The organism is Candidatus Rhodobacter oscarellae, from assembly GCF_001078595.1.
Classification (GTDB): domain Bacteria; phylum Pseudomonadota; class Alphaproteobacteria; order Rhodobacterales; family Rhodobacteraceae; genus Rhodobacter_B; species Rhodobacter_B oscarellae.
This window is the reverse complement of the sequence record NZ_LFTY01000002.1, coordinates 2,713,247-2,736,965: the sequence shown is the minus strand read 5'-3', so window position 1 is coordinate 2,736,965 and position 23,719 is coordinate 2,713,247. Positions and strand designations below refer to the sequence as shown.

The window sequence follows — 23,719 nt, the reverse complement described above, 5'->3', positions numbered from 1 at the left end:
GGAGAAACGAATGCCCACACTACCGATCATCGCGGACTCGAGCGAAGAACTGACCGCGATCTTCAAGGACCTACACGCCCATCCCGAGATCGGGTTCACCGAGACGCGCACCGCGGGCGTCGTGGCCGAGAAGCTGCGCGGCTATGGCGTGGATGAGATCCATGAAGGCATCGGCAAGACCGGCGTGGTGGCGCTGATCAAGGGCAAAGGCGGCGGGAACCGCCGTGTTGGCCTGCGCGCCGATATGGACGCGCTGCCCATCGACGAGCAGACGAACCTGCCCTACGCCTCCCAGAACGAGGGCGTGATGCACGCCTGCGGGCATGACGCGCATACCACGATGCTTCTGGGCGCGGCCAAGCACCTGGCCGAGACCCGCGACTTCGACGGCACCGCGGTGCTGATCTTTCAGCCCGCAGAGGAGGGCCTGGGCGGCGCGCGCGGCATGCTGGCGGACGGGCTCTTTGAGCGCTTCCCCTGTGACGAGGTCTACGGGATGCATAACTTCCCCAGCGGCGAGCCCGGCAAGGTCGGCATCTGCAAGGGCACCGCGATGGCGGGGGCCGCATTCTTTGATATCGAGATCACCGGCCGCGGAAGCCACGCGGCGATGCCGCACCAGTCCCGCGACCCCATTGTGGTGGCCTCGGCGCTTGTGGGGCAGATCCAGACGATCCTGTCGCGCAACGTAGCACCCCTGGAGGCCTGCGTGATCTCGGTGACCCAGATCCATGCGGGCGCGGCCTATAACGTGGTGCCCGAGACCGCCTCGCTGAACGGCACGATCCGCTACTTCAAGGACGAGGTCTACGCGCTGACCGAGACCAGGATGCAGGAGATCTGCGACGGCATGGCCAAGGCGCATGGCGTAGAGGTCAACGTCCAGTTTCGCAACGTCTTCAACGTCCTAGAGAACGACCCAGGGCTGTCGGACGCCTATCTGGAGGCCGCCGCAGATGTCGTCGGCGCAGAGCAAGTCACCGACCAGCGCGAGCCCGCCACCGGGTCCGAGGATTTCGCCGACATGCTGCAGGTGGTGCCGGGGGCCTATTGCACGGTGGGGCATGCGGGCACGGTGCCGCTGCACAATCCGGGCTTCGTGCTGGACCCCGAGATCCTGCCCGTTGGCGCGTCGATCATGGCGCGGATGGTGGAGCGGCGAATGCCATTGGCGGCGGGCTAAAGTCCGCGATCTCTCGCTCCGCCGCGGCGGCGAAGGCCAGGGCGGTGCGATCCCGCCCGTGGCCCGCTATGGCCTGGTAGCCGACGGGCAAGTGCCCGACGCGGCCCATTGGCCCGACCAGGCTCGGCAGGCCGACCACGCCGGAATAGCCCGACCAGAACAGCTCTAGCGGTTCCAGCTGCGGCCTGCCGTTCACCTCGATCCGGCGCTTGTAGCGCGGCACCACCTCGTCCTTGAGGGGTGCCGCCGAGGCCGCCACGGGCGCGAGCAGAATGTCCACGTCCTCAAAGAACGCGTCAAAGGCCAGCCGCGCCTTGCGCCGCTCGTTGTCCAGGGCAAGCCACTCGCGGTGGCTGATGGCCTGGCCCTCGATGCGGTGTCCGAAGACGCGCTTTTCGATGTCGCCCTCGGCGTCGATGCGCGCGCGCATCTCGGCGATGCCCTCATCGGTGGCGGACATCGACAGCGCGGCGCCGAGCAGCCGCAGATAGGTGGTGAAATGCGCCTCGCTGTCGATCTCTGGCAGGCGGTCGCGGATCACGGGGCCGCCCGCGGCCTCGATCTTGCGCGCGAAATCGTCGAGCGCGTCCAAATAGGGCTGGTCCACCGGGCTGGCGGGGTCGCCCAGTTTCACGGCCACGCGGAACTCTGAGAGCCGCGTGCGCGGGTCCTCGGGATGCGCGGGCAGGAACTGCGAAGCCTCAAACCGAGAGGGCCCAAGCAGCACGTCAAAGGCCAGCGCCAAGTCCCCCGCGCTGCGTGCCAAGGGGCCGCCCGCGCCGATGTCGGTGTCGCCGTACCAGCCGGGGCGCTTGTGCCCCTGCATCGACAGCGCCCCCCAGGTCGGCTTCAGCCCGAACACCCCGCAGAAATGCGCCGGGTTTCGGATCGACGATCCGATATCGCTGCCCAGCTCCAGCGCGCTCATTCCCGCGGCCAGCGCCGCGCCAGAGCCGCCCGAGGACCCGCCGGGCGTGCGCGCCAGGTCCCAGGGGTTCGACGTGGAGCCATAGACGTCGTTAAAGCTCTGCCATTCCACAAGGTTCAGCGGCACGTTGGTCTTGCCATAGACCACCGCACCCGCGGCGCGGTAGCGCGCAACCAGATCGGCATCCGTTGTCGCGATGACGTCCTTCCAGGCGGGGTCGCCCCAGGTCGCCGGGCTGCCCGTGAGGTCAAAGCTCTCCTTCACCGTCACCGGCACGCCATGCAGGGGGCCGCGCAGGCTCCCCCGGGACTGCTCGGCGTCGCAGGCGCGGGCCTCCTCCATCGCGCGCCCGCGATCCTGCCAGATCACGGCGTTCACCTGCGGGTTCACCCGGTCAACCTGGTCGAAATGCGCGGTGAGCAAGTCTACGGCGGAAACCTGCCCCTGGGCCACCTGCCGGGCCATCTCTTGAGCTGAAAGAAAGGTGATATCCGCCATGTCGACCCCGTTGCAATTGACCGCGTGGCCGCATGGCCGCTTGGGCGAAGTATAGGGAATTTGGGACCGTGCGCCATGGGGTTAGGCGCGCGCGCCTACAGCGGTAATCGTCCCTAGAAAATAAAGTCGGCCTGATCCAGGTCGCTGTTATTCACGCCCGCAAGCGTGATCGTGCCGGCGCCGGTGTCGATCACCACGTCCCCGCCGACCTGGCTGATGGCGTTCGTCGCGACCATCTGCGCGAAGCTCGCAAGCGCCATTGATACTGTCATCAACCGCTAAGTTGCACTGGTCAGTTGACTCCAAGAAGCGCTTTAGGTTCGCGGATTCTGGTTGGCGCCAAAGCGTTTACAGAACCCGTGCGCGCAAATGCTTACATTGGAAAAAAATTAAGGCCCGCCCCCCGAAGGGGACGAGCCTTGTAGCGAACTCTTATCAATGGATGTGGAGGTTTATTCCGCAGCCATCGTCTGGCGCAGCATCCGGGCCTCATGCGCCTTCAGCGACTGGCGCGCCGAGCCATAGGCGCGGCGGCCCTGGCGGCTCTGCAGCTCGGGGAACAGCGTGAAGATCTCGTCGCGCTGGTCGGCGTCGATGCCCGACAGGCTGTGGTCGCCCGGCTGGAAGCTCTCCGTCCAGGCGCCGTCGCCCAGGATCACCTGGTGGCGGTCGAACATCACGTGGATGTACTCCGTCCCCAGCGTGTCGATCTGGTGCACGCCCGGCTGGCCGACCAAGTGCTTGGCCGCCACCAGGACCTCGCGCTCGTCGAAGAGCACCTGGGTCTGGCTGTTAGCCACCAGCATCCGGTGGTTCGGGCTGACCATCATGTCGCGCTCCGGCAGGTTGTTGCCCAGCGCGCCCTTCTTGATCAGCACCGGCCGCAGCTTGGGATCCGCCAGCAGGTCCTTCCCGGTCACCTTCTTGGAGCCGATCCAGTTGATCGCCTGCACGCCGTCGTCGCGGGTGATCACGCGGTCGCCCACATGCAGGTCCTCGACGCTGATCTCGCCGCGCGGGGTCGCGATGCGCGCCCCAGGCGTGAAGCAGATGATCAGGCGCTCGATCTCGGTGAACTCCAGCGAGCCCTCCACGCTGCCGTCGGCAGCCAGGAAGTTCACCGTGCCCGATGTCGAGTCGCCATCCGCGTCGACTGTCTCGCCGACCACCTGCAGGCGCCCCAGACCGCGCAGGTCCAGCGTGTCCACGTCGTTGCCGCCGGTGCCACCGTCGACCACGTCGCCAAAGGCATGCTCGCGCTCGTCGATGAAGAACTCGTCCCGGTCGTTCTCGCCCCGCATCGTGTCGGCGCCCTGGCCGCCATAGATGTCGTCCTTCGAGTTGCCGCCCAGGATGCTGTCGTCGTCCACGCCGCCAAAGATCGTGTCGGCGCCGCCGCCACCCAGGATGGTGTCGTCATCGTCCTGGCCGTAGATCAGGTCGTTGCCGGCGCCGCCCTCGATGTAGTCGCGGCCGTTCTCGGGGTCCGGGTCGCCGCCATTGGGGAAGCTGCCGTCATCCGGGATATCCGCGCCATCGAACGGAACCACCGCCGGGTCCAGCCCGCCATAGATGGTGTCGTCGCCCGCACCCGCCGAGATCGTGTCCGAGCCCTCGCCGCCAACGATGAAGTCATCGCCGAAGGTCGAGGTGATGCTGTCATCGTCGATGCCAGCGTCGATCACGTTGTCGCCGGAGCCCGCGATGATCGTGTCATCATCGTCGCCGGTGATGATCGTGTCATCGCCCGAGCCCGCGGTGACCAAGTCGCGGTCGTCGTTCTCGTTGCTGTCTGCGATGAGACCCGGCAGCGGACCGTAAGGCCCAAAGCCGAACCCGTCGCCATTCTTGTCGTCCAGCAGTGGCGCGCTGCCCGAGGTGTCGATCAGGTTGTCGCCGTCGCCGCCGTCAACCGTGTCCGCGCCGTCTCCGCCGGTGATCGTGTCGTCGTCGTTGCCGCCGAGGATCGAGTCGTCGCCCGCACCGCCGTCGAGCTCGTCCCCGCCGCGCCCGCCGTCGATGGTGTCCGCGCCGTCGCCACCCATAATGGTATCGGCCTCGTCGCCGCCCACCAGGCTGTCATCGCCGTCGCCGCCTTCCAAAGTGTCCTCGCCGTCGCCGGAGAGCAGCGTGTCGTTGCCGTCCCCGCCCACGACGCTGTCGTCGCCGCCGTTGGTCTGGACATAGTCATCGCCAGTCGACCCCATCACGGTGTCGTCGCCCGAGCCGGTCTCGATCATCTCGATCTCTTCAAAGGTGGTTGTGTCCACCCCATCAGTGATCGTGCCAGTCTCGGGTGCGGTGATGTCGACGGTCAGATCGTCCTCGAAGTCCGAGGCGTCCAGAAGGTCGCCGCCGTCATCCTCGTCGGTCTCGCCGCCAATGATCACATCGTTGTCGATGTTCTCAGCGTCGTCGGCCAGCACAAAGACGTCGTCGCCCGCGCCGCCATATACGGTGTCGTCGCCGACGCCGCTGTCGATGGTGTCGTCGCCGCCATTGCCAAAGATCGTGTCATTGTCGCCATCGGTGCCGTCGATCATGTCGCCTTCGACATCGGTGTAGCCAGGAGCCATGACCTCGCCGCTGTTCAGCCCGTCTACCGGTCCGATCACGTCCGTCACGGTCACGGTTGCCGTCCCGGTGTCGCTGCCGCCATTGCCGTCCGAGACGGTATAGGTGATCTCGGCGTCGCCCACGAAGGCCACAGCCGGGGTGAAGGTCACCGTGCCGTTGCCATTGTCGACAACCGCTCCCTGACTGGCGGGCACACTGACCGAGGCGATCTCCAGCGTGTCGCCGTCCACATCGGTGTCGTTGCCCAGCAGGTTGACCTCAACAGGCGTGCCCTGAAGCGTGCTGCCGCTGTCGTCGTTGGCGACCGGATCGTCATTCACCGGGGCCACGTTGAAGGTGACCGTGGCGGTCGACGTCTCACCCGACGGATCCTGGATCGTATAGGTGACCGAGTCCGGGCCGTTGTAGTTCGGATCGGGCTCGTAGGTGTAGGTCCCGTCGCCATTGTCGGTCAAGGTGCCGTTGGCCGGATCGCTGATGGAAGTCACCTCCAGCGGGTCGCCATCCGGATCGGTGTCATTGGCGGTCGGGTTGAAGGTGACGCTTTGGTCCTCGTCCACATTGACGGTGTCGTCGTTGGCGGTCGGGGCCTCGTTCTGCGGATCGGTCAGGATCGTCTCGATCTGGCTGAAGGTCAGCATGGAGCCGTCCGAGAAAGTGACCGTGCCCGACTGGGCGCCGTCGTCGCTGCCGTCAGCAGAGGCGTTGATGGTCACCTGGCCCGCGCCGCGCAGGTCCAGCGTGTCGTTGTCGGCGCTGTCGTCGGGGCCGTTGCCGCCGGTGATCACGTCGCCGTCGCCCTCGGCACCGCTGGCCACGATGAACGTGTCGTCGCCATCCTCGCCATACATCTCGTCGGCGCCGTCGCCGCCGGTGATCACGTCATCGCCGGGCTCGCCGAACGTGGCGTTCACGTCAAATGCGATGTCGGTGACGTTGATGCCGGTATTGTTGCCGCCGTCCTGCTGGTGCTCGACCGTCCAAGAGGCGACGGGGCCCGCAATAGTGACCAGGACCGAATGCTCAAACGCGGAGTCCTGGGTGTAGTCGTCGTCATTGCTGGATGCGGTGTTGCCGGACAGCGTAAGCCCCGAACCCGCGTCGGACAGCGTCACCGGGATCTCGTTGCCAAACTCGTCATAGGCGCGCACCACAACCCGACCGTCGCCGTCGATGTCGTTGATGCGGAACTCGACATTCTGGATCGGCTCCTCGGACGTCCAGCTGTAGAGCGCGCTGTTCGCGTTGCCGTTCAGGATGGATTCCAGCGACGACTGGGCGCCCACACCTGCGTCCAGATCTTGGGTGTTCTGCAATTCAGTCTCGAACTGCGTGTCGACGCCGGAGGACTGCGATTCAACATCGAAGGTGATCGTGGTCGAGCCGGTGTCCTGCGAGAAGCCGGTGGTCTGGACATTGTTGCCAAAGCCGGCGGCCTCGGACCATTCAAAGATCTCGCGCGCGGGCGCCCCGTCGGTGCCGCTGTCGCCATAGATCGTGTCATTGCCACCTGCGCCAGAAATGGTGTCGTCACCGCCGTTGCCAAAGATTACGTCGGCGTCTTCGGTGATCAGGTCGCCGCCCTGGTCGGTGGGCGCGTTGCTGTCGTCGTAGCCTAGCTCCATGACTTCGCCGTCGGCCTCGCCGTCGACGACGCCATTGGGATCAACCACCGGCGGCTCTCCGCTTTCGTAGATGGCGACATAGTCGATCGAGCCGTCAAAGAACCGGTCGTAATCGTCGTCATCATTTTCGCGCGCGCCGAAGGTAAAGCTTGCGTCGTCGTCACCGATATCCATCGACAGGCCGGTCTGCGAGCTGTTGACGCTGGCAGTCGAACCATCATCAAGGTTCTCAACTTCCAGCGTAACGCCGCTGTTGATGTCCCAGCTGTACTTGACGTTGATCAGGTCGCCCGGATCCACAAGACCGGCCGAGGTCGTCAGGATCTCTTCGTCGCCATTGTCGTTGCAGTGGATGACTTGGACGGCGCCGTTCGCCAGGACGGAAATGCTAAAGTAGCCATCGTCGCCCGCATCCTCGTACTCGCCGCGGCTGACCAAAGTGTCGGGGCTGCTGCCGATATGGCTGTCTTGGGTGAATTGCACCTCGATGGTGCCCTTGTCCAAGTTGTCGAACACATCATCGTCATCGTCGTCGGCTATGACGTCAAAACGGTCTCCGTGCCCGTCGAAATGAGCGCGGTCACCCGAAGCCCCGGCATTGCCTTCGAACGCGCCGTTCTGGGCGATCCCGTCAGCGAGGCCGGTATCCGCATTGGCATTGCCATTGATGAAGTCCCATAGGCCAACAAGACCTGTCACAGAATTTGGATCAAAATTCGACATGTTCTTACTTCCCTACAGCTTGGGCTAATGCGCCTCCGTCGGCGCGCTTTTGGAGTTGGATCGGTACGGAGATGCGGTTCGGCGATACGCCTTCGTTGGGCGCGGCAAACAACAACGGCATCGGTGTTTCGCCGATCCCCCTCGTGTGTTGCCGCGCGAATGCGCTTCGCTTCATCTTTAACTCCCATCCCCCGACCATCGGAGGCACCATTTGAATGGGCCGGGCAAAAGTCACCCGACCCAAATGCGGCGCTTCGCAAAGCGCGCATGGTTCGTTCCAATTGTTGCGGACCCCCCACGTGCCCGTTCACCCTTGGCAGCTCTCTGACACGGAAACCCGCGCCTACAGAAAACGGCGGGGCCCCCGCCCGACCGTCATACCCGAACCATGCCGCTGTCGTTGCGACACCCCATCGGTACCTCCAGAATATGCTTGGACTCCTGCCGACTCGAAAAGAATTTTGTTCGAATTCGGGCGCAAAACGGTTTTTGACTCCACCGATGGTAGCTTTGCCTGCTCAAAGGTTAATGCGGTATGTCACAAAGAATACATTGCATTGTTTAGCATAATTGTAAGACGATGGACCCAAACACGGCCAATTCCGGAGTATTGTTTCCAAAAACATCGGGAATGGCTAAATTTGCCGCGATTGGCTGTTTCCAGATTGCGTCTAAAGCCACATTTCAATTTTCATCCTAAGGTTGATTTATTTGCGAAGCGCTTCTGCGCACAAACATTCAACAAACGGGTCGTTATCTGATTATTACCTCGCGCTTGCGAAACAAACTCGCAGAGAATCAGAGAATCACCCGGTCGGTATTCGCCGATTTCGGCGCAGATCCACCGAGAATGCGGTGGAATCTTGCCGACATGCGAAAGGCCCAAAGGCAGCGCGTGGCGACCGAGGGTCAGGCAATACAACCCGCGACTGAGCGGCGCGGGTCGTAACCTTGCTCTCCGCGGCACATTCCAATCCGCCCGCGATGCTGGCTTTCTGCGCCGCAGTTAGCCCGACACCAAGACCGTTTGTCCGCCGCGGGCTTACGGCAGCGCTATGGCTGCCAATGCGCTATGCGATCGAGCGCGCCGTGAGGTGAAGCCGCGCGTCGACCTGGTCCACGACACGATCAACCTCTTGATGCCAGGTCCCCATCGAAGCGCCGATGGTCCGCACCAGCCTGTCCACCCGCTCGATCTGCGCGGCGCCTGCCTCGATGGCGCGCGCGGCGGAGGAAGGCTTCATCAAGGCCTCTGCGGCCTTCGCGTATTTCTCAAAGGGTACCTGATCGCTTGGATCCGCGCCGAGCCTGCGCGCAAGGTGACCGACCCAGGCGTAGACGTCTGCGCTGAGCGCCAGGTCGCCATGTACGGCGTCGCGGATGGATCTGGGTTCGTCTGCGGTGACGCAGCGGTAGTTCCCGGTCAAGAGCATCGACCATTTCGCAAGGGGCACGAAGAGCGAGTCATGCACCCGCAGCTTCACCGGAACCTCCTTGCCGTCGATGCGCACGGCCTCGATGTCGTCCGCAAGCTCCTGCAGTAAGGCGGTGTGCTGCGGGTCCTCAAAGGGCACGGCCTTAAAGTTTGTGGGCAGACCCACATGCAGCACATTGGCGGCCTCTTCTGGCGGGCGGAAGGCCTGCGGGTCGGGCGAGCACAGTGAGACGAGGCCCGGCTGGAACCCGTCCCAGACCTCGGGGCAGGAATACGCCGCGCGCAGCATGGAGGTCTGCAGCCCCGGCAGGCGCATCAGATAGGGCAGGGGCGGCATGTTCATGATCGAGAGGCATGGCTTGCCCGAGAGGGCGATCTGGCGCATCAGCCAAGCAATCTCTGGCGCGCGGTATTGCGGTTCCTGCATCGCCAGGCAGACCAAGTCGAAGCGCGTTGGGTCCACATTGGTGGGCGTGATCGCCCGGACCGAGCCCGGCAATGCGCCGGACGGCAGCGCCCGGTGAGTGTCTTCGCCGCGCAGCTTTATCCGCACGATGGTGCCCGCGGCGTTGATGCGCGCGGCGGTCGCCTCGCGGCAGGTCATCGTGACATTGTGCCCGGCCATTGCCAGCTTGGTGGCCAGAAGCGACCCGTAGGACGCGCCGAGGATAAGGATGTTGCGTGACATGATAGCCTCTCGAAATTTTGTGACTGTTAGGCTGGCACATTGAGGGGGTTCCCATAAGCCACTTTGGGTGGTCAAAGTGACGCACCAGTCTGGACGTTAAGCCATTGAAAATAAACGTACTTAACGCAAAACAAACATATGCAATTGTATACGTTTGCGCATCTTTACGGTGTGCGATTGCGTACCGATTCACGTCCCGAGCGCGTCCGTCCAAGCGCCGATCCCACCGACCGGCGCCCAAACGGTCTTTATGCCCTCACGGCCCGGATTGGCCAAAATGATCCTTCGGCCGGACCCTATTTGTGATCGCGCGGCGCCGGGTATTGCATCCGATGCAGCACGTCGTCCCAGCTAACAGTATTGCGCACAAATTCCTGTGTTGCGTCCCGCGGGGGTTGATAGTCCCAAGGCGTCATCCGTCCGGTCTCTAGAGCGGGCTGCACCACACGCCGCATCCGTTGCGAGGCTATGACGTCGCTGCGGATCGCTTCGTCATCCCAGCGCTCGGTTGCCTCCTTGGCAAACTCCGCCGCGATCTGGGCGTGACCGGCATCGGCGGCCAGGTTGGTCAGCTCGCCAGGGTCCTCCTCGAGATCGAAGAGCTGCGGGTCGTCCGCCGCGCAGTGGATGTATTTCCAGCGCCCGCGCCGGATCATGCACACCGGGTATCCGGGCGTCATCTCGGCGCAGTATTCGCCAATCGCCTCGGTCTGCGTCTCGGTCCCCGTGGTCAGCGTGGGCCAAAGCGAGACGCCATCGACGGCCATGCCAAGCGCACCGTTATCCTGGGCGATCTCGCGGAAGGTCGGCAGGATATCGACCAGCGAGCAGGGCGCCGCGACCTCTTGCTGGCGCACGCCCGGCCCGGCCACGATCAGCGGCACGCGGGCGGAATGCTCCAGCCAGGACATCTTGTACCAAAGCCCGCGCTCGCCCAGCATGTCGCCGTGATCTGCCGTCACCACCACGATGGTGTTGTCGAGCATGTCGGCCTCTTCCAAGGCCTTCACGATCTTGCCGACATTGGCGTCGAAATAGCTGGTATTGGCGTAGTAGCCATGGCGGGCGTTGCGGATCTCTTGCTCGGTCACCGCGCCCTGATGCGCCTCGATCCCCAGGGCCAAACGGGCAGAATGCGCGTCCGTCGCAGAGGGGGATGCGGGCATGTCGATCTGGGCATTATCGTAGAGATCCCAATATTCAGGCCGCGCCACGTAAGGGTCATGCGGGTGGATCAGGCTGACCACCATCGCAAGGGGCTGATCGGCAGACATCGCGTGATCGAAGATCCGCCGCCGCGCCAGGAACACCGCCTCGTCGTCATAGTCATACTGAAAGGTCGTCATGGCCTGATCGGCCTGCCGCACCGCATCCATATTGTGGTACCAATGCGCGATGCGGCGGTCTGGGTCCTCCCAGTTGGGCGTCCAGGCGGTGTCGGCGGGGTAGATATCGGTGGTCAGGCGCTCCTCGAACCCGTGCAGCTGATCGGGGCCGACAAAGTGCATCTTGCCGGACAGAACAGTGCTGTACCCCGCCGCGCGCAGGTAGTGGGCGAAGGTCGGGATCGTGGCCGGGAACTCGGCGGCATTGTCATAGGCGGCGATCTTTGAGACCTGCTGGCCCGCCATGAAGCTGGCCCTGGACGGCGCGCAGAGCGGCGAATTGCAATAGGCGGCGTCAAAGCGGGTGCCGCGGGCGGCCAGCGCCTCCATATGCCGGGTTTTGACCAAGGGGTGGCCATAGGCGCCGGTGAATTGCGGGGCCAGTTGGTCGGCCATGATCAGGACGATATTGGGGTGCTTTTGCATGTTGGTGTCGCGTCTTATTTTGTGTCGGTAAGTGGCTATCGCATGGCGCATTGCCCTCGCACCAACACGGGCGGCGGCTGATAAGTCATGGCCTTAACATGCATCACCTATGCCCCTTTCTTGCCCGCATGAGCGTAGCGGGGGCCTCACACGGCTTCTGATCTGCCGGCGACAGATGCTTGTCGCGGATGGGCCCTGGCCGCGCCAGCCCGTCGAGGGGCGGCCCACCCACCCACCCCCGCCCCCCGCCGGGCCGCCGCGGCCAGGGCCCGTGGTGAACTTTCCCGTTGCGTTTCCAGCGTATTTCGCCAAGCCTGAGCACGCTGCTCGGGAGGAGCGGAGCGAGATGTCAACCTCGGGCATGGCGCCTGGTCCCGCCGCCAAGATGGCGGGGCGGAAAGCCAAATATAGAGGAGATCTTACATGACACGAGTGGGCGTAGTGGGCCTGGGCGATATGGGCTCGGGATTGGCGAAGAACCTAATGGTAGCGGGGTTCGAGGTGGCGGGGTTTGACCTGTCATCGGAGCGGATGGCGGCTTTCACCGGCGCGGGCGGGGTCGGCTGCGGCGCGGCGGCGCAGGTCGGGCAGGGCGCCAAGGCCGTCTTCGTCATGGTGATGAATGGTGATCAGGCCCGGCAGGTGATCGCGGACCTGGCCACGGTGATGGCGGCGGGATCCGCGGTGATCCTCACCGCCACGATCCACGCCCATGAGGCGCGCGAGATCGCCGCCTCGCTGGAGGGCACAGGCATCGACATGATCGACAGCCCCGTCTCAGGCGGGCAGCCCGGCGCGATGGGCGGCACCCTGGCGCTGATGGCCTCGGGCACGGACGCGGCCATGGCCGCACAGCGCGACGTGCTTGAGGCGGTGTCCAAGGTCATCCATCATGTCGGCCAGGAGGTGGGCGACGGCCAGGCGATGAAGGCCTGCTTGCAGTCCCTGATCGGCTCGCTTTTCGCGGCCACCTACGAGCTGAGCGTGCTGGCGGGCAAGGCGGGCATCTCGGGGCAGGTGCTGCGCGAGGTGATCGCCTCGACCGGGGCGGGCAACGGCATCACCGATGGCTCGCTTGAGAACATCATGCATCGGCGGTTCGACGGCACCGGCTCGGGCATTGGTACCATGTGGAAGGACCTGACGATCTCGCTGGAGATGGCCAAGCGCGAGGGCGTGCCGATGCACACCACCGCCACGGCGATGCAGATATTCCAGGCCGGGATCGCCAAGTACCCGGCGGGTGACAACCAGTCCGCCGCGCGGGTCATCGAGGAGATCGTCGGCGCGGAGCTGGCGCCATGAAGCTGGGCGTGATCTGCGACGGCATTAGTCGCGACCTCAAGCATGCCCTTGATGTGATGGACGAATTCGGGCTCGACCATGCCGAGCTGCAATTCGTTTGGGACAAGGAGGTGGGCGATCACTCGGCCGATGAGATCGCCGGGATCAAGGCGCTGGTGACCGGCTTTGGCAAGCCGGTCTCGTGCCTCTCGCGCCATATCTTTGCCGGGCTTACCACGGCGAACAAGCCCGGCGACGAGGCCCATACCCGCCATATGGACGCGCTGAAACGCGTGATCGACATGGCGCATGCGCTGGACTGCCCCTTGGTGCGGATCATGACCAACAAGAAGGAGCAGATCCTTTGGGGCGCGGGCGGGGCCGAGACGTGGAACGTGGCCCATGGCGCCTGGGATGCCACGCTGGAGCTGATCGCGCCGGCGATCCCCGTGGCGCGCGCGGCGGGGGTGACGCTGGTGGTGGAGACCGGCAACGGCACCATGGTGAACTCCAGCTATACCGGGCGGCGGCTGATTGATGACCTGGACGCCCATGGGGTGCTGAAGGTGCTCTGGGATCCGGCCAACAATTGCTGGTGCCACGAGCTGGCCTATCCGGACGGCTATGAGGCGCTGCGGGGCGGCTATCTGGGGCATGTGCATATCAAGGACGTGCTGGTCGACACGCCGCGCGCCAAGCTAGAGGTGCGCGAGATGGGGCAGGGGCAGCTGGGCCCGCTGTTCCAGCCGATGGCGGACGCGATGCGGGCGGATGGCTATGACGGGGTGATCTCGCTGGAGAGCGTCTATCACCCCGGTGACGGCGATTTCGAGGCCGGGTTCCGGCGCTGCGTGGGGATGTTCAAGGACATCTTTGGCTGATCAAGACGGGCTCTCGTCGGGGTGGCTGGGGACCTGCCCCGGCGGCGGCCGCGTTACCAATGGGTAAACGATACGGGCTGTGGTTTTGCGGCGCCGCGCCGCGAATCGAAGCTTAACGGCTTATTTTACGGGGTTTTGCGACGTCGGCCTCGCGTCGGCAAAACGTCGGCAAAGCGTCGGCGCCCGTTTGGTGATTAGGCCGGGTTAACAGAGCGCGCGGTGGGTCTCGCGCAGCTCTTGCACGGACGCTCCGAGGGGCCAGAGGTGACGCATCCCGCCGCGCGGCTACCAATCCTGGGCGAATGCTGTAACATCCCGACCTGTTTAGCGAGTCGTGCGGCTCACCATAGGTGCATTGGAATGCGACCGATTGCTTTGATCATAGCGGTATTGCTCGCCGCCGTCCCGGCCCATGCGCTGGACATCCGCTGGCGCTCGGAACTGGCCAAGCCCGGCGACTTCGTGACCATCGACCTGAGCCAGGACGGGCGCATCCACCACGTCTATCGCGGCAAGTCCCGCGGGGCCTTCATCGTGGACAGCTATCGCGGCAATAAGCCCAGCGGCAGGCCCATCTTTACCAGCTACCTGGATGCCCAGGGCAATTTTCTGCGCTGGGTGAACGCCGAGGGGTTCCAGATCCGCTATCGCCCGCATGACTGCACCCGCACCATCGGCAAGTGCCAGTACACCGAGCTGCATTCGGACGGGCTGCGCGAGCGGCGCGTGCGGGTGACCAAGGCCACGCGGAACGGCTTCAGCTTCAAGGAATATGACGGGCGCGGGAAGTTCATGTTCGGCGGCACGATCAAGATCGACGAGCGCGGGTTCGCGCGCGACGGGTTTATCAAGGGCGAGGGTGTGAACCAGCGCTTCCGGTTGGTGAAGCGGCGCTATCAAAAGTAGTGGGGTTTACGAAATCTTGGTGATTCGCCCCGGATCATGGATCCGGGTGGGCGCCGAAGGCGCCTAGTGGGAGAGGTGAGCGTTGGCTTGGAGCGGACGTTAGAAAACGCCGCCCCGGACTTGATCCGGGGCCTCCACCTTGAACTGAGCGCAACGCGGGCAGCGGCCGACCTGGAGGTCGCTTGTGCTACGGATCTGCGTTGCGTGCGGTCTTCGAAAACGCCTCCGCTTCAATGAGTTGCGACGTTGCAAAAGCGGCCTCCTGGGGGAGGTCGGCCGCTGCCCGAGGCAAGTTCGGGCGGTTGCATTGCTTGGGTGTCGTCGCGTCTGGTGTCGGCAAACGTTGTCAGGGCCATGCGCCAGATAGCCAACGCCCGCGCCAGCCCAAACTCAGCCGACGCGCCGCCGCAATGCACCTCTGAACCTACTGCGTCTTTAGCGCGCGCAGGTAAGCCGGGCGGCTGGTCAGCCGCTCAAGATAGCCCTGCACCGCGGGCGTGGGCTCGGGAAATTTCGCGTTCGCTGCCCAGCGGCAGCAATGCGCGGCGAGCATATCTGCCAGGGTCATCTGATCGCCCATCAGGTAGGGCCCGTCGCCGATGCGCGCCTCGAGCCGTTCCAGGCTGCGCGCGTATTCCCATTTCAAGCTGTCCTTGACCTCTGCAATGCGGTGCTCTTCCGGCAGCACAAAGCTGTGCTTTGCGGCCATCCACAAAAGCGCGTCCAGCTCGTCGTTCAGGAATTGCGTGTGGCCGTCCTGCTGGGCGCGTTCAAGCGTGCCCGCGGCACAGGTGAGGGCCCCGTGCTTGTCGGCCAGGTAGGTCATGATCGCCACGGAATCGGTCAGCACCGTGTCGTCCTCCAGCAGCACGGGCAGCTTGCCCACGGGGTAATGCGCCGTCACCTCGTCACTGCGCGGGGCGGCCAGCACGTGCTTATAGTCCAGCCCCAGCTCCTCGAGCATCCAGATGACGCGAAACGCGCGGGAGCGGGGCCCGCCGATCATTGTGTACATGTGCTGAAATCCTTTCGTGTTAGCGCCGCGACGCCAGCATCGCCAGGCGCACCAGGGTGCGCTCGACCAGCGCCATCTGCGGCGCGCGCTGCGCGGCGGAGCGCAATTGCAGATCCGTGTCGGTGAGCATGGTCAGGGCCTGCTCCAGCTTTGGCCGCCCCCAGCCCTGCGCCTGGCGCAGCATCCGGTCGCGCCGGGGGCCAAAGACCGGAGGCCGTACCCTGGCGATGCCCGAGGCCGCGCCGCCGGGGTCCGAGGCCGCGGCATGCAGCGTGCGAAAGTGGCGCGTCGCCCCAATGCAAAGCCCCACGGCCTGGGTGCCCTGACCGGTCAGCTTCTGCATCAGGGGGCCGATCTCGCCGGTGCGGCCCTCGGCGACCACATGCAGCACGTCATCCAAAGCGGCCTCGATGGTTGCGGGGGCGCAGGCCTCCAGCTCGGCGCTGGTGGCGGGGGTCGCATCGCCCAGCTTATAGAGCGCCAGCTTCTCGATGGTCTGGCACAGGTCGCCGGGGTCGATCTCGCGCGCCAAAGCCGAGAGGTCCTGCAGCGCCTGCGGATCGATCGCGGTCAGGCCTGCCTTCTTCAGCTCGGCCTCGATCTCGGCGCGGCTGGGCGGGTCGTCATAGATGCCGATGGCAAAGGCGGTCTTGGCGCCCTCAAAGGCCTTGCGCAGCGTCGAGCGCGCGGCGAGCCCGCCCGCGGTGACGATGATCTGCGCGTCGCCAGGCTGCCATTCCGACAGCGCGGCGGTGACCGCCTTGGTCACCGAATCGGCGGCCTCCTCGACAAAGACCGCCCGCGCGCCGGGGAAGAACCCCGTGGCCTTGACCGCGTCCACCAGCCGGGCGGGGTCCTTGCGCAGCTCGGCGGCGGTCATGCGTTCGAGCCGCATCTCCTCCTCGGCATTCGGTCCCAGGAGCGCCGCGAGCACGTCCTGGCGCTTTACCGCCACGCGCATCGCGTCCTGGCCGTAAAGCAGCGCGCCGCTGGCGGAGCGGTCCGGGTCCTGGAAATACCGAGCGGCCTGGGCGCCGGTGAGCTTCATCTCAGTTAGATCCGCGCCATTCGGGCGCGGTCGCGATCAGCCGGGTGACCACCTGGTCGGCGAGGAGCACCATCAGCCGCTCATGCGCCTCGCGGTCCACGGTCTGCGTCGAGACGATCAGGCGGGTGGCAGAAAAGCCGGTGAAGTTCTCGACAAAGCCGCGGGTCACCTCGCGGTCCGTGCCCATTTCGACCAGCGTGTAATCCACCGCTCCGAACACATTGAGGCGGGTGGTCTCGCCCGCGGGTGTCAGGCCGACGCCCTCGACCCGCGTGCGGATGCGGTAGCGCAGGGCAAAGCGCGGCGCCGCCGCGCGGCCCAGGCGTTCCTCGAACTGGCCCACAAAGACAAAGGCGTTCCGGTCGCGGGGCTCGTCCGCCAAGATCTGGCCCTGCAGGCCGTCTGCCTGCCCGCCCGGCGCGTAGACCGGAGAGAAGCCACAGCCCGCCAAGGCCAATGCCGCGCCGCCGGCGGCCAGCAAGAGGCCCCGGCGCGTTGGCCGAGGCGGCTTGGCGATTCTATCAGACGACGACATTCACAATCCGGCCCGGCACCACGATCAGCTTTTTCGGCGCCCCACCGTCCAGCGCCTTGATCACAGCTTGGTCGGCCAGGGCCAGCTTTTCAACCTCTTCCTTGGGCATATCCGCGGGCACGCTGATTTCCGAGCGCCGCTTGCCGTTGATCTGGATCGGCATTGTGACGGTGTCCTCGACCAGCATCGCCGCGTCGGCCACGGGCCATGCGGCGCCGGTCACGAGGCCGGTTTGGCCCAGCATGGTCCAGAGCTCTTCGGACAGGTGCGGCGTCATCGGCGACATCAGCTGCGCCAATGCGCGCGCCGCCTGCCGTTTGGCCCCGTTCGAGGCCTTGGCCTTGGCCAGCGTGTTGGTGAAGGCGTAGAGCTTGGCGATGGCGGCATTGAAGCCAAAGCTTTCGACGCCCATCGTCACGTCGTGGATGGCCTTGTGCATCTCTTTGAGCAGCACCTCATCCGTAACTTGCGGCCCGGACTGGTCGTCTTCTTCGGCTTGGGAGGCGATCTCGGAGACGATTCGGTGCACGCGGGAGAGGTGCTTGAACGCGGCCTCCGCCCCGGACGCGGTCCATTCCACATCCCGCTCGGGGGGCGAATCGGACAGCACGAACCAGCGGGCCGTGTCGGCGCCGTAGTTCTGGATGATCGAGAGCGGGTCCACCACGTTGTTCTTGGACTTCGACATCTTCGCCGAGGGCACGATTTCCAGTTCGCGATCATCCTCCTTAAAGAAGGCCTTGCCGTCGCGCAGATCGACCTGCTCGGGATAGTAATAGTCCGGGCGTCCGGTTTGCGGATTGTCGCTTTTGTAGATCGCGTGGGTCACCATGCCCTGGGTGAACAAAGCATCGAACGGCTCATGCGCCGATTTCGGCAGGTGGCCGCAGATCTCCATCGCGCGGGCGAAGAAGCGCGAGTAGAGCAGATGCAGAATCGCGTGCTCGATGCCGCCGATATACTGGTCGACATTCATCCAATACTCGGCATCCGCCTTCTCGGTCGGCGTGGGCGCGCGCGGCGCGGTGAAGCGGGCGAAGTACCAGGACGAATCGACAAACGTGTCCATCGTGTCGGTCTCGCGGGTCGCGGGCTTGCCGCATTTGGGGCAGGCGCAGCTGCGCCAGGTCGCGTGCCGGTCCAGCGGGTTGCCCGGCGTGTCAAAGCTGACGTCATCGGGCAGCTCGACGGGCAGGTTTTCTTTCTTTTCGGGCACCACGCCGCAATCGTCGCAATGCACCACGGGGATCGGGCAGCCCCAGTAGCGCTGGCGGCTAAGGCCCCAGTCGCGCAGGCGGTATTTGGTCTGGCCGGTGCCTTTGCCCTGGGCCTCGAACCAATCAATTGTGGCGTCGATGGCCTCTTGGCTGGTGCATTCGGTCACGTCTGCGAAGTGGTCGATGAACACCACCTTCTCGGATTTCGCAGGGACCAGGGCCTCGTTGCCCACTTCGGTCTCGTCGCCGGGCATGTAGAAGGCGTTGCGCACCGGCAGGCCGTATTTGCGGGCGAAATCCAGGTCGCGCTGGTCATGGGCCGGGCAGCCGAAGACCGCGCCGGTGCCGTAATCCATCAGCACGAAGTTCCCGACCCAGACCGGCAGTTCGCGGTCCTCGGTGGGATGGCGCACGGTGATTCCGAGATCGATTCCCTTCTTCTCGGCCTTCTCCATCGCGGCCTCGGTGGTGTCCATCTTGCGGGTCTCGGCGATGAAATCCGCGAGCTCCTGATTCGTTGCGGCCATTTCGCGCGACAAGGGGTGCTCGGGAGAAATTGCGATGAACGAGGCGCCGCGCATCGTGTCGGGGCGGGTCGAGTAGCACAGAATCGGCGCGCCGCCATCCGCACGCTGGAAGGGGATCTCTATCCCGCGGCTCTTGCCGATCCAGTTCTCCTGCATCAGCCGCACCTTGGCGGGCCAATTCTCCAGCCCGTCCAGCGCGCTCAGCAGATCCTCGGAGAAGTCACTGATCTTAAAGAACCACTGCGTCAGCTCGCGCTTTTCGACATCGGCGCCAGAGCGCCAGCCCTTGCCGTCGATCACCTGCTCGTTGGCGAGCACGGTCATGTCGACCGGGTCCCAGTTCACCACCGCGTTCTTGCGGTAGACCAGGCCTTTCTCGAGGAAATCCAGGAACAGCGCCTGCTGCTGGCCGTAATATTCCGGGTCGCAGGTGGCGAACTCGCGCGTCCAGTCGATGGACAGCCCCAGGGGCCGCATCTGGTCCTTCATCGTGGCGATGTTGTCATAGGTCCAGTCCTTGGGGTGCCCGCCCGAGGCCATCGCGGCATTCTCGGCCGGCATCCCGAACGCGTCCCAGCCCATCGGGTGCAACACACTGAAACCGCAGGACATTTTGTACCGCGCGATCACGTCCCCCATCGTGTAGTTGCGCACATGCCCCATATGGATGCGCCCGGAGGGGTAGGGGAACATCTCGAGCACATAGTACTTTTCCCGCGCGGGGTCGCGCTGGGCAAGAAAGGACTGCGCCTCATCCCAGGCGGCCTGCCATTTCGGTTCGATCTGTGCTGCGTCGTAGCGGGACATGGGTCGTGGGTCCTTCAGGGAGGGGTGGAACGAAAAACGCCGGGCAAAGCGCCCGGCGTTGATACTTTGGCTTTTAGCCGGGGTCTATAGGCGTCCGTCGGCGATCCGGAGCTGGCGCGCGCGGGTGAGAATCGCGTCCTCCACGGCCTGGACGGTCTCGCGACTCACCGGGCCCGAGCGGCTTTGCAGCGCCAGGTTCAGCGAGCGCGCGTCAAGGGCCGGGTCCTGCACATAGATCGTCGCGCGATAGGCCCGCCCGCCGCCGGGCGGGGTGCCATATCCGGTCACGATCACGCCCGAGAACGGGTCGGCGGCCTCGATAGGCAGGAAGTTAAGCACGTCAAGTGCCGCGTTCCAGATGTACTTGTTAACCTCAACGGTGACGTTTGGGTCGTCCGTGGTCGCGAACAGGTCCCAAATGGTGCCACTTTCCTGCCGCTCCCGGCGCTCAATCGCTGCTGGGGTGTTCTCGTACTGACGGCGCGCGTTCTCGCTCTTGCTCGAGGTGGTGCGCTTTGAAAATAGCCCGTTGCCAATGCCAAGGCCGCCATTGTTGCCGCAGCCCGAAAGCGCAACCGCGGCAAGCAAAATGCTTCCGGTAAACAGTGGCTTAAGTCTCGTCATGTTCATATGCCCCGTGCCCAACTCGCGCTGTTAGTATCCGAGCCCCGTTTGGGCGACAAGAGATTTCCCGAATGGGCGGATTTCCGCGCCCAAAATTCACTGTGACATAGCTGCATCAATTTTCGGCCCTTTCTTTGACGGTGCGGTGGCATTTCTTGCAATCCGAGGCCTGTGGAGCGAGACAAGGCCATACTCAATTCGAATACCGGGTTGGGGTACACCTTTTAATAGAATGAGGGAAAACCAATGAAAAAGGTTCTCTTCGCAACTACCGCTCTCGTGGCCTCCGCCGGTATCGCGTCCGCTCAGGGCGTTGAGCTTTCCGGTTCGGCCGAGATGGGCGTCTTCGCCGCAGATTCGATTGATGCGCTTGGTGTTTTCACCAACGGTGAAGTTAGCTTCTTCACCGACATCGACGTAACGTTCACCATGTCTGGTGAAACGGACAACGGCCTGTCCTTCGGCGCTTCGATCGACCTGGACGAGTCGGATGGCTCCGGCACGTCTGGTGCATCTGCAGCTTTCTCGCCCGCTACGCAGGGTGGTGAGTCGATCTTCATCTCCGGCGATTTTGGCACCCTGACCATGGGTGACACCGACGGTGCCTTCGATTGGGCGATGACCGAGGTAGGTATCGGTGGGACACTTAACGACGACCACACTTCCCATGCTGGCTTCAACGGCAACGCTACCTTTGACGGGTCCTACGATGGTCAGGTTGCGCGCTACGACTATTCGTTCGATGACTTCGCGTTCGCCGTTTCGGCGGAAATCGATGACGCTGGCGTCGGCGATGCTGTGTTTGGCATCGGTGCAACGTACTCCGGCGATCTGGGTGGCGTGACGCTTGGTGTTGGCCTTGGCTACCAGCAAGTTGGCTCCCGCGACGCCATTGGTCTGAGTGCTACGGCACAGTTGGATAGCGGCTTTGAGGCTCGCCTGAACTACTCGACATACAGCGCGTCGACGGTTTCCAGCTTCAATCAAACAAGCGCTGTTGACAGCCATCTTGGCCTTGGTCTCGGCTACTCCATGGACGCTCTGACGATCGGCGTAAACTATGGCGTGTTTGAAGCTGCGACCGCTGGCGAAGCTAACCACGAAGGCTTCGGTATCGCCGTTGATTACGATCTCGGTGGCGGTGCAGTTGTTCAGTTTGGTTACGGTTCGAGCACCGTCGCAGACGCGTCCACTGCTGTCGGTGGCGACACTCTGAGCGCAGAAACCTGGTCGCTCGGCGTTGCAATGAGCTTCTAATCCTTCCAAGGATTACTGCTTACGGAGAGAGCGGGCCTAGCGCCCGCTCTTTTCTTTTTGTGGATCGCTCTGTACGACATGCGGCGTGGCGACCCTAGATGACATCCGGCTCTTGTTGAAACGCGGCTTGGCGGACAAAGCCGTGCCCGCTGCGTTGTCGCTGTCGCGGCGTCGGCCAAGGGACCCCGGGGCGCTGGAGTTGCTGGCCCAGGCCTACGCCGCGGCCGGTCAGCACAAGACGGCGCTGGCGAGTTATGACCGCCTGGCGAGGCTGGCCCCGAAGAGCGCCAAGCCGCTGGCCGACAAGGCGCTTTTGCTGCAGCAGATGGGCGATATGCAGGCCGCGGACGAGGCATTGCGTCGCGCGCTAAGGCTAAGTCCGTTGAACGGCAGCCTGCTGCGGATGCTCACGGCGGCCAAGACACCGCCCGACGATCCCATTGTCGCGCGCTTCAAAGAGGCGTGGGAGAAGCAGCAACTGAGCGCGGCGGACCGGATCGAGGCCGGGTTCGGCCTGGCCAAGGTCTTTGGCGCGCAGGGCTGGGATTATCTGAACGAGGCCAACGCGTTACAGCGCGCGGCGGCGCCCTGGAAGATCGCGGATCGCGACGCCGAGGTGACTGGGCTCTTGCGGGCCATGGGCTCTGGGCCTTGGCCGGAGGCGCCCGCGCCCGCCGCGGATAGAAGGCCGATCTTTGTGACCGGCATGCCGCGCTCTGGCACCACCTTGTTGGAGCAGATCCTGTCGGGCCACGCGGACGTGCAGGGCACCGGCGAGACCGGGCTGCCCCTGCGGGCCTGTTATTCGGTTCTGGTGCAGAATGGCGGGTTTCGCGACGTCTCTGGGCTGACCGGCGCGGAGCTTGCCACGATCGGGCAGCGCTATCTGGACGGGATGGAGCGCTTCCACCAGGCGACGGGCGTTTTCACCGACAAATCCATCAACACCTACATGATCATGGGGCTGCTTCATCACATCCTCCCCCAGGCGCGCGTGATCGTGGTGCGGCGTGATCCAAGGGACATTGGGCTCTCGATCTACCGCAACTTCTTTGCCACCGGCACGCATGGCTATTCTAACGATCTGGCGGATATCGCGCGCTATGTCGCCACGATGGAGCGCTGCGTGGAGCATTGGCACGCGGCGCGGCCCGAGGCGTTCCTGGAGGTCCGCTATGAGGACCTCGTCACCGACCCAGAGCCCGCCATCCGCGGCATGCTGGACTATTGCGGCCTCGATTGGGATCCGGCCTGTTTGACCCCAGAGAAGAACCTTGGCGCGGTCAAGACCCTGTCCGTGGATCAGGTCCGCTCGCCGATCAACCCGAACTCGGTTGGTGGTTGGAAGCGCCACGCGGCTGCGCTATCCCCGTTGCTTGAGACATTGGGGGAGCTTACCGCGCCATGGGACTAGAGGACGTACGCGCTGCATTGGACGCGGCCTGCGAGGGCGCCGGCCGAGCGCCGGAGGATGTGGCGCTGATCGCGGTGTCCAAGGTGCAACCCATTGAGCGCGTCGAGGCGGTTCTGGCGGCGGGGCATCGCGTGTTCGGCGAGAACCGCGTGCAGGAGGCCGCGGGGAAGTGGCCCGATCTAAAGGCGTGCTTCTCTGGCGTCGAGCTGCACCTGATCGGGCCGTTGCAGACCAACAAGGCGCGGCAGGCGCTGGACCTCTTCGACGTGATCCAAACCGTGGACCGCCCCAAGCTGGCCAAGACCCTGGCCCGCCTGGCCCAGGAGACCGGGCGCTGCCCGCCGCTTTACGTCCAGGTGAACACCGGAGAGGAGCCGCAAAAGGCGGGGGTTCTGCCCGGTGACACGGATGGTTTCGTGGCGGAATGTCGGTCGCTTGAGCTGCCCGTGGTCGGGTTGATGTGCATCCCGCCGGTGGAGGAAGAGCCCAGCCTGCATTTCGCATTGCTAGCCAAGATTGCGGCGCGCAATGGGCTCAAAGAGCTCTCCATGGGGATGAGCAGCGATTTCGAGCGCGCCGTTGCGCAGGGCGCGACCTCCGTCAGGGTCGGCTCTGCGATTTTTGGGGCGCGTGTCCCGCCGCACTAGGTGGGTCAAATTTTTTGCAAGAAATTTGCCACTTTCCTTACAAGGAAAGTGCCTGCCCCATGGGCGGGGGGCAGACCTTCGGCCCGCGA

At 64.4% G+C, this 23,719-nt stretch carries 18 protein-coding genes; 7 read left to right on the top strand and 11 right to left on the bottom strand.

Annotated elements, in window-relative coordinates:
- Positions 1–10 precede the first annotated feature (10 nt).
- On the top strand, positions 11–1,183 hold the full coding sequence (locus AIOL_RS17820; RefSeq protein ID WP_049644225.1) for a M20 aminoacylase family protein: 1,173 nt from the start codon (positions 11–13) through the stop codon (positions 1,181–1,183).
- On the opposite strand, the gene AIOL_RS17815 is transcribed toward AIOL_RS17820, so the two are convergent.
- From AIOL_RS17815 to betC, 6 genes are all read right to left on the bottom strand, one after another.
- Positions 1,137–2,609 (bottom strand): amidase family protein, encoded by a 1,473-nt coding sequence (locus AIOL_RS17815; RefSeq protein WP_049644224.1) that lies wholly within the window; start codon positions 2,607–2,609, stop codon positions 1,137–1,139. The genes AIOL_RS17820 and AIOL_RS17815 overlap by 47 nt on opposite strands.
- 113 nt (positions 2,610–2,722) lie before the next feature.
- On the bottom strand, positions 2,723–2,869 hold the full coding sequence (locus AIOL_RS25580) for a hypothetical protein (protein ID WP_160314519.1): 147 nt from the start codon (positions 2,867–2,869) through the stop codon (positions 2,723–2,725).
- A 192-nt stretch (positions 2,870–3,061) separates the two neighbouring features.
- Complete coding sequence (locus tag AIOL_RS17810; protein WP_152912583.1) at positions 3,062–7,510, bottom strand: Hint domain-containing protein; 4,449 nt, start codon at positions 7,508–7,510, stop codon at positions 3,062–3,064.
- Between the two features lie 28 nt (positions 7,511–7,538).
- On the bottom strand, positions 7,539–7,709 hold the full coding sequence (locus tag AIOL_RS25575; RefSeq protein WP_160314518.1) for a hypothetical protein: 171 nt from the start codon (positions 7,707–7,709) through the stop codon (positions 7,539–7,541).
- 895 nt (positions 7,710–8,604) lie between these two features.
- Complete coding sequence (locus tag AIOL_RS17800; protein WP_049644221.1) at positions 8,605–9,657, bottom strand: acetyl-CoA carboxylase; 1,053 nt, start codon at positions 9,655–9,657, stop codon at positions 8,605–8,607.
- Between the two features lie 296 nt (positions 9,658–9,953).
- Positions 9,954–11,468: a choline-sulfatase gene (gene betC, locus AIOL_RS17795; RefSeq protein WP_049644220.1), complete on the bottom strand. Its 1,515-nt coding sequence runs from the start codon at positions 11,466–11,468 to the stop codon at positions 9,954–9,956.
- A gap of 423 nt (positions 11,469–11,891) precedes the next feature.
- On the opposite strand from betC, the gene AIOL_RS17790 reads away from it, so the two are divergent.
- From AIOL_RS17790 to AIOL_RS17780, 3 genes are all read left to right on the top strand, one after another.
- Positions 11,892–12,773, top strand: coding sequence for an NAD(P)-dependent oxidoreductase (locus AIOL_RS17790; RefSeq protein ID WP_049644219.1), 882 nt, complete (start codon positions 11,892–11,894; stop codon positions 12,771–12,773).
- Positions 12,770–13,633 carry a sugar phosphate isomerase/epimerase family protein gene (locus AIOL_RS17785; RefSeq protein WP_049644218.1) on the top strand — a complete coding sequence of 288 codons (864 nt, stop codon included), beginning with the start codon at positions 12,770–12,772 and terminating at the stop codon, positions 13,631–13,633. Before AIOL_RS17790 ends, AIOL_RS17785 begins: the two co-directional genes overlap by 4 nt.
- Before the next feature lie 360 nt (positions 13,634–13,993).
- Positions 13,994–14,539, top strand: a complete 546-nt coding sequence (locus AIOL_RS17780) for a hypothetical protein (RefSeq protein ID WP_152912582.1) — start codon at positions 13,994–13,996, stop codon at positions 14,537–14,539.
- Between the two features lie 424 nt (positions 14,540–14,963).
- On the opposite strand, the gene AIOL_RS17775 is transcribed toward AIOL_RS17780, so the two are convergent.
- From AIOL_RS17775 to AIOL_RS17755, 5 genes are all read right to left on the bottom strand, one after another.
- On the bottom strand, positions 14,964–15,554 hold the full coding sequence (locus AIOL_RS17775; RefSeq protein ID WP_049644216.1) for a glutathione S-transferase family protein: 591 nt from the start codon (positions 15,552–15,554) through the stop codon (positions 14,964–14,966).
- A gap of 19 nt (positions 15,555–15,573) precedes the next feature.
- Positions 15,574–16,602 carry a DNA polymerase III subunit delta gene (gene holA, locus AIOL_RS17770; protein ID WP_049644215.1) on the bottom strand — a complete coding sequence of 343 codons (1,029 nt, stop codon included), beginning with the start codon at positions 16,600–16,602 and terminating at the stop codon, positions 15,574–15,576.
- Position 16,603: 1 nt separating this feature from the next.
- Positions 16,604–17,083 (bottom strand): hypothetical protein, encoded by a 480-nt coding sequence (locus AIOL_RS17765; RefSeq protein WP_160314562.1) that lies wholly within the window; start codon positions 17,081–17,083, stop codon positions 16,604–16,606.
- A gap of 40 nt (positions 17,084–17,123) precedes the next feature.
- Positions 17,124–19,688 (bottom strand): leucine--tRNA ligase, encoded by a 2,565-nt coding sequence (gene leuS / locus AIOL_RS17760; protein ID WP_049644213.1) that lies wholly within the window; start codon positions 19,686–19,688, stop codon positions 17,124–17,126.
- Positions 19,689–19,772: 84 nt separating this feature from the next.
- Positions 19,773–20,312, bottom strand: coding sequence for a DUF3576 domain-containing protein (locus tag AIOL_RS17755; RefSeq protein ID WP_049644212.1), 540 nt, complete (start codon positions 20,310–20,312; stop codon positions 19,773–19,775).
- 246 nt (positions 20,313–20,558) lie between these two features.
- On the opposite strand from AIOL_RS17755, the gene AIOL_RS17750 reads away from it, so the two are divergent.
- The 3 genes from AIOL_RS17750 to AIOL_RS17740 all read left to right on the top strand — a co-directional run bounded on the left by AIOL_RS17750 (position 20,559) and on the right by AIOL_RS17740 (position 23,630).
- Positions 20,559–21,569, top strand: coding sequence for a porin (locus AIOL_RS17750; RefSeq protein ID WP_049644211.1), 1,011 nt, complete (start codon positions 20,559–20,561; stop codon positions 21,567–21,569).
- An 85-nt stretch (positions 21,570–21,654) separates the two neighbouring features.
- Positions 21,655–22,983, top strand: coding sequence for a tetratricopeptide repeat-containing sulfotransferase family protein (locus AIOL_RS17745; RefSeq protein ID WP_049644210.1), 1,329 nt, complete (start codon positions 21,655–21,657; stop codon positions 22,981–22,983).
- A complete protein-coding gene (locus tag AIOL_RS17740) occupies positions 22,974–23,630 on the top strand; it encodes a YggS family pyridoxal phosphate-dependent enzyme (RefSeq protein WP_049644209.1) in 657 nt (218 codons plus the stop codon). Before AIOL_RS17745 ends, AIOL_RS17740 begins: the two co-directional genes overlap by 10 nt.
- Positions 23,631–23,719: the final 89 nt, after the last annotated feature.